Source organism: Mesorhizobium sp. M7A.F.Ca.CA.004.12.1.1, from assembly GCF_003997835.1.
GTDB lineage: Bacteria > Pseudomonadota > Alphaproteobacteria > Rhizobiales > Rhizobiaceae > Mesorhizobium.
On the sequence record NZ_RZRK01000414.1, the window covers coordinates 1 to 5,540 of the forward strand.

Genomic DNA, 5,540 nt, shown 5'->3' on the forward strand with positions numbered 1-5,540 from the left:
GTTGTAGCCGGCGCTGACGATCATGTCGTCGGAGCGTGCGGCGAAATGGAAGAAGCCGTCCTCGTCCTGCGTGAAGGTATCGCCGGTGAGGTTCCAGCCGTCGCGCACGTATTCCTTCTGCCTGTCATCGGCCATGTAGCGGCAGCCGGTCGGTCCGCGCACCGCAAGCCTGCCGGTCGCGCCGCGTGGCACCTCGCGCATCTCGTCATCGACGACGCGCGCCTCGTAGCCGCCCACCGGCTTTCCGGTCGACGCGGGCTTCATGTCGTCAAAACGGTTGGAGATGAAGATGTGCAGCATCTCGGTGGCTCCGATGCCGTCGAGGATCGGCTTTCCGGTCTTTTGTGTCCACACTTCGAAAACGGGAGCAGGCAAGGTTTCGCCGGCCGAAACGGCGACGCGCAGCGATGACAGGTCCGCTCCTTCATCCATGGCCTTCAGCATGGCGCGGTAGGCAGTCGGCGCGGTGAAAGAGATCGTCGCTTTGTAGGTCTCGATGATGTGGATCATGTTGGGTGGCGTCGCCTGCTCCAGCAGCGTCGCCGCCGCACCGAAGCGCAGCGGGAAGATGGCGAGTCCGCCAAGGCCGAAGGTGAAGGCCAGCGGCGGCGAGCCGACGAAGATGTCGTCCGGCGTCACCTCCAGGATTTCGCGGGCGTAGGCGTCGGCGATGATCAGCAGGTCGCGGTGGAAATGCATCGTCGCCTTCGGAACGCCTGTTGTGCCCGAGGTGAAGCCGAGCAGGGCAACATCGTCGCGGCCGGTGTCGACTGCGGTGAACGTCACCGGCTTGTCGAGAGCGGCACGATCGAGTTCAGCATCATGGTTGGCGGTGCCGTCGAAACCGATGACCTGCTTGAGGAATGCGCTGTCCTTGGCGCAGGCGGTCATCTCGTCCATCAGCCTGGTGTCGCAGAGCGCGACGGTGATTTCCGCTTTGTCGACGATCTTGGCGAGTTCGCCGGCGCGCAGCATCGGCATGGTGTTGACGACCACGGCGCCAACCTTGGTGGCGGCCAGCCAGCAGGCGACCATGGCGGGGTTGTTGGCCGAACGGATCAGCACCCGGTTGCCGGGCTCGACCCCATAATTCTCGACCAGCGCGTGGGCCAGCCTGTTCGTCCAGTCGGACAGTTCCTTGTAGGTGCGGCGGCGGCCATTGCCGATCAGCGCGGTGTGGTCGCCCAGGCCTTTCTCGACCAGCCTGTCGGTCAGTTCGACACCGGCGTTGAGGCGTTCGGGATAGTCGAAGCCGTCGAGCAGGATTTCAGGCCATTGCTCCGGCGGCGGCAGGTGATCGCGCGTGAACGTGTCGATATGCGCTGAAGGCCCAAGCATGTCGCCGCTCTCCTGTCTGCTGGACGGCCAGTGCGCGAGGCGCCTGACCAGTGATCTGAAGGTCCTGCTTTTTTTGAGGAGGCTTCGTGCCGCAAGTCGCGCCTTGCTCGACGCCACCCGAACGGGGTGACCATTTGCAGGCTTCGGGCAGCACAGCAGACCTCCCATTGTCGGCTGTTCGTGCGGGCAGGATCGCACCAGTCGAAATTTGTTTCAAGCCTAAAATGTTTTTGCCCTAGAGCATTGACGCATGGCGTGGCGGTGGCCATTGCTAGCGGAACAGCGATGCCGTTTTTGGGGAAGGGCGCAGATGTTCGAACGTCACATCGTCGATTGGGATGATGCCTATGCCAACGGTGCGAATATCGCCGGCAGCGACCGATGGCCGGCCGCGTGGGTGGAGCCTGCGCAAGCGTTTCGTGACGCACTCTCGGCGCAGGGCCGGGCACGGCTCGACATCACCTATGGCGATGGGCGACGCAATCGGCTCGATCTCTTCCTCCCCAGCGCCACGCCCAAAGGGTTGGTGGTGTTCATCCATGGCGGTTACTGGAAGGCGTTCGACAAGAGTTTCTGGTCGCATCTCGCCAATGGTGCGGTCAGCAGCGGCTTTGCCGTGGCGATGCCGTCCTACACGCTGTGCCCGGACTTACGCATCGCCGGCATCGTCCAGGAGATCGGCGTGGCGATCGGCAAGGCGGCGGCAATGGTCGACGGGCCGCTGATGCTGACCGGACATTCGGCCGGCGGCCATCTTGCCAGCCGGATGGTGACGACAACCACGTCTCTGACGGACGATGTGGCGCGGCGCGTGCGCCATGTCGTTTCGATTTCGGGTGTCCACGATCTGCGTCCGATCATGCGCACCGAGATGAACGCGACTCTGGCCATCGACGAAGATGAGGCGCTGGCTGAAAGCCCGGCGCTGCTGCGGCCCATGGATGGTGCCCGCATCACCTGTTGGGCCGGTGGCGGCGAGCGCGCCGAATTCCTGCGCCAGAATGCGCTGCTTGCCAACATCTGGACCGGCCTCGGCGCCACCACCGGCACCGTGGTCGAGCCTGACCGGCATCATTTCAGCATTGTCGACGGCCTTGCCGATCCGGCGCATCCGCTGACCCGCGCCTTGATATCGGAATAGCGCCGACGTAATTTTCTGTTTGTTATTAATGGTTTGTTCTGCGCTGCTTCAGCGCAGCATCAGTACGCTGCAAGCCTCGCCAGCAGCTGCTGCGGGGGCAAACGGCGCCCGCACGATCAGCCCGTTGGCGTCGGCCAGCATTCTCAGCATCGAGGAATCCTGGATACCGAACGGCGTCGCCACCAGCGCGCCGTCATCTTCCCTGACCACCGCTCGCACATAGTCCTGGCGCAGATCATTGGCCGGCATGGCGGCACCCAACCGTGCCGGACGTATGTCCTGGCGATGATTGCGGCCGCCGAGCCGCGCCAGCAGCGGCTTCAGGAACAACTGCGAGCAGACCAGGCTTGCCACCGGATTGCCGGGCAGGCCGATGCACCTGATATCGCCGAGGCGGCCGAACATCAGCGGCTTGCCAGGACGCATGGCGATCTTCCAGAAGCCGAGCGTCATGCCTTCGCCGGTCAGCACGTCGTGGATCAGGTCGTGATCGCCGACCGAGGCGCCACCAAGCGTCACAATGACATCCGCACCGGCCGCGACCGCTTTTTGCACCAGTTCGGCGATAGCCTCCTTGCGATCGGCGGCAATGCCGAGATCGAGCGCGCGGGCGCCGACCGAGTGTGCGGTGGCGGCGACGCCATAGGCATTCGATGAAATGATCTGGTCCGGGCCGAGATCGCTGCCCGGCGGCAGCAATTCGTCGCCGGTGGCGATAATGGCGACCAGCGGCCGTTTCACCACGCGGACCCGAGGATGGTTGGCCGATGCTGCCAGCGACAGTGCCGCCGGGTCGAGCAAGCGGCCTTTTTCCAGCAGCATGTCGCCTGTTGAAAAATCGAGCCCGATGCGGCGGATATTGCGCCATTGCGCCGTTGGCTCGGTCACTTCGATTTCGCCGCCGCCGAGATCGCGGACATTCTCCTGGATGACGATGGTGTCGGCGCCTTCGGGCAGCGGCGCGCCGGTGAAGATGCGCACGGCCTGCGTCTGGCCGACCGTGCCGTCGAAGCCACGCCCAGCCGGCGCCATGCCGATCACCGACAGCCTGGATGGGACCGACGTGACGTCGGCGGCGCGCGCTGCATAGCCGTCCATGGCGGAAGCATTGAAAGGCGGCTGGGTGCGAAGTGCTACGACCGGTTCCGCCAGAACACGATCCACAGCCTCGAACAGGGGAACGCTTTCGCCGGCTAGAGGCGCCGCGCCATCAAGCAGGCGTTCAAGCGCCTCCGCGATAGGAACCAGCGCCATCAGGCGCTCGCCTTGTAGTCACCCGACTTGCCACCGGTCTTTTCGACCAGGCGGATGCCGGTGATGACCATGGCGCGGTCTACTGCTTTGGCCATGTCGTAGATGGTCAGGCAGGCGACCGAGGCAGCCGTCAGCGCTTCCATCTCGACACCCGTCTTGCCGGTGACGCGCGCCAGTGCGGTGACCTTCAGGCCCGGCAAAGCATGGTCGGGCTCGATGTCGACGGAAACCTTGGTCAAAAGCAGCGGGTGGCAGAGCGGGATCAGTTCATGCGTCTTCTTCGCCGCCATGATACCGGCGATGCGCGCAGTGCCGAGCACATCGCCCTTCTTGGCGTTGCCGGCGAGGATCATCTTCAGCGTCTCGGGCTGCATCGCGACAAAGCCTTCGGCGATCGCCGTGCGCGTTGTTTCGTCCTTGTCGCCGACGTCGACCATGTTGGCCTCGCCCTGCGCGCCGAGATGGGTAAGGCCCGATACCATCGTCAGATGGCCTCGGCCAAAGCCTTGCCTGTCAGAAGCAGGCGCGTCGCCGCGGTGACGTCCTGTTGCCGCATCAGGCTCTCGCCGACAAGAAAAGTGCCGATGTCGCTCTTTTGCAGCCTGAGGCAGTCGTCATGCGAGAAAATACCGCTCTCGCTGACCAGCAAGCGGTCGGCCGGAACCATCGTCGCCAGCCGCATGGAAGTGTCGAGGCTGGTCTCGAATGTGCGCAGATTGCGGTTGTTGATGCCGATCAGCCGCGACGACAGTTTTAGCGCGCGCTGCGTCTCGGTCTCGTCGTGCACTTCGACCAGTGCATCCATGCCGAGTTCGAAGGCCGTCGCCTCGAGCTCGCTGGCCAGGACGTCGTCGACACTGGCCATGATGATCAGGATGGCATCCGCGCCCCAGGCGCGGGCTTCGTAGACCTGATACGGATCGAACAGGAAATCCTTGCGCAGCGCCGGCAGCGCGACGGCGGCTCGCGCCCGGGTGAGAAATTCGGGCGCACCCTGGAAGGACGGTGCATCGGTCAGCACCGAAAGACAGGCAGCACCACCCTTGGCATAGGCCTGCGCCAGCGCCGGTGGATCGAAATCGGCACGGATCAGACCCTTGGAAGGGCTCGCCTTCTTGATCTCGGCGATTAGCGCGAAGGCGCCGGATTTGCGCTTCGCTTCCAGTGCGGCAAGAAAGCCGCGCGGTGCGTCGGCGTCTTTTGCCCGGGCCTTGATTTCGGCCAACGGCACGCGTGCCTTTGCTGCCGCGATTTCGTCGCGCTTGTAGGCCTCGATATTGCGAAGAATGTCAGACACGCTCTATCCGTTATCCGTTCGAAATCTCGACCAGCCTGTCGAGCACTCGCAGGGCACGGCCGCTATCGATGGCTTGCGCCGCCGCCGCGATGCCGTCGCCAAGCGTCGTCGCCTTGCCGGCCACAACCAGTCCTGCACCGGCGTTCATCAGCACGGTGTCGCGATAGGCGCCGGCGGCGCCGCCCAGCATATCGCGCAAGGCCTTGGCGTTGTAGTCCGCATCGCCGCCACGCAATTCGTCCTTGCTGTGGCGCGGCAACCCAACCGCTTCAGGCGTCAGGGTGAAGCTGCGGATCTCGCCGCCGATCAGTTCGGCAACCTGCGTCTCGCCGGTGGTGGTGATCTCGTCATAGCCGTCGCCATGGGCAACCCAGACATGCTCGGCACCCAGCGCCTTCAGCGTCTCGGCAACCGGCAGGATCCATTCCGGCAGGAACACACCGACCAGCTGCCGCTTGACGCCGGCCGGATTGGAGAGCGGCCCGAGCAGGTTGAAGATGGTGCGGGTGC

At 64.4% G+C, this 5,540-nt stretch carries 5 protein-coding genes and 1 pseudogene; 1 reads left to right on the forward strand and 5 read right to left on the reverse strand.

Going from position 1 to position 5,540, the window contains the following annotated elements; genetic code table 11:
- Positions 1–1,338 (reverse strand): AMP-binding protein (locus EN984_RS20950; protein WP_127383923.1); only part of this gene is annotated, 1,338 nt, incomplete at its 3' end.
- Between the two features lie 310 nt (positions 1,339–1,648).
- On the opposite strand from EN984_RS20950, the gene EN984_RS20955 reads away from it, so the two are divergent.
- Positions 1,649–2,479 carry an alpha/beta hydrolase gene (locus EN984_RS20955; protein WP_127272193.1) on the forward strand — a complete coding sequence of 277 codons (831 nt, stop codon included), beginning with the start codon at positions 1,649–1,651 and terminating at the stop codon, positions 2,477–2,479.
- A 48-nt stretch (positions 2,480–2,527) separates the two neighbouring features.
- On the opposite strand, the gene glp is transcribed toward EN984_RS20955, so the two are convergent.
- The 4 genes and pseudogenes from glp to EN984_RS20975 form a co-directional block, all read right to left on the reverse strand.
- On the reverse strand, positions 2,528–3,733 hold the full coding sequence (gene glp, locus EN984_RS20960) for a gephyrin-like molybdotransferase Glp (RefSeq protein WP_127383924.1): 1,206 nt from the start codon (positions 3,731–3,733) through the stop codon (positions 2,528–2,530).
- Positions 3,733–4,215, reverse strand: a complete 483-nt coding sequence (gene moaC / locus EN984_RS20965; protein ID WP_127271357.1) for a cyclic pyranopterin monophosphate synthase MoaC — start codon at positions 4,213–4,215, stop codon at positions 3,733–3,735. Before moaC ends, glp begins: the two co-directional genes overlap by 1 nt.
- 2 nt (positions 4,216–4,217) lie before the next feature.
- Positions 4,218–5,030, reverse strand: coding sequence for an indole-3-glycerol phosphate synthase TrpC (trpC, locus tag EN984_RS20970; RefSeq protein ID WP_127271355.1), 813 nt, complete (start codon positions 5,028–5,030; stop codon positions 4,218–4,220).
- 10 nt (positions 5,031–5,040) lie between these two features.
- Positions 5,041–5,540 (reverse strand): annotated as a pseudogene (locus EN984_RS20975) (anthranilate phosphoribosyltransferase); the annotation flags it as partial.

Coding starts and splice junctions, on each gene's coding strand:
- EN984_RS20955 (WP_127272193.1), top strand. CDS start 1,649: ATGTTCGAACGTCACATCGTCGATTGGGATGATGCCTATGCCAACGGT.
- moaC (WP_127271357.1), bottom strand. CDS start 4,215: ATGGTATCGGGCCTTACCCATCTCGGCGCGCAGGGCGAGGCCAACATG.
- glp (WP_127383924.1), bottom strand. CDS start 3,733: ATGGCGCTGGTTCCTATCGCGGAGGCGCTTGAACGCCTGCTTGATGGC.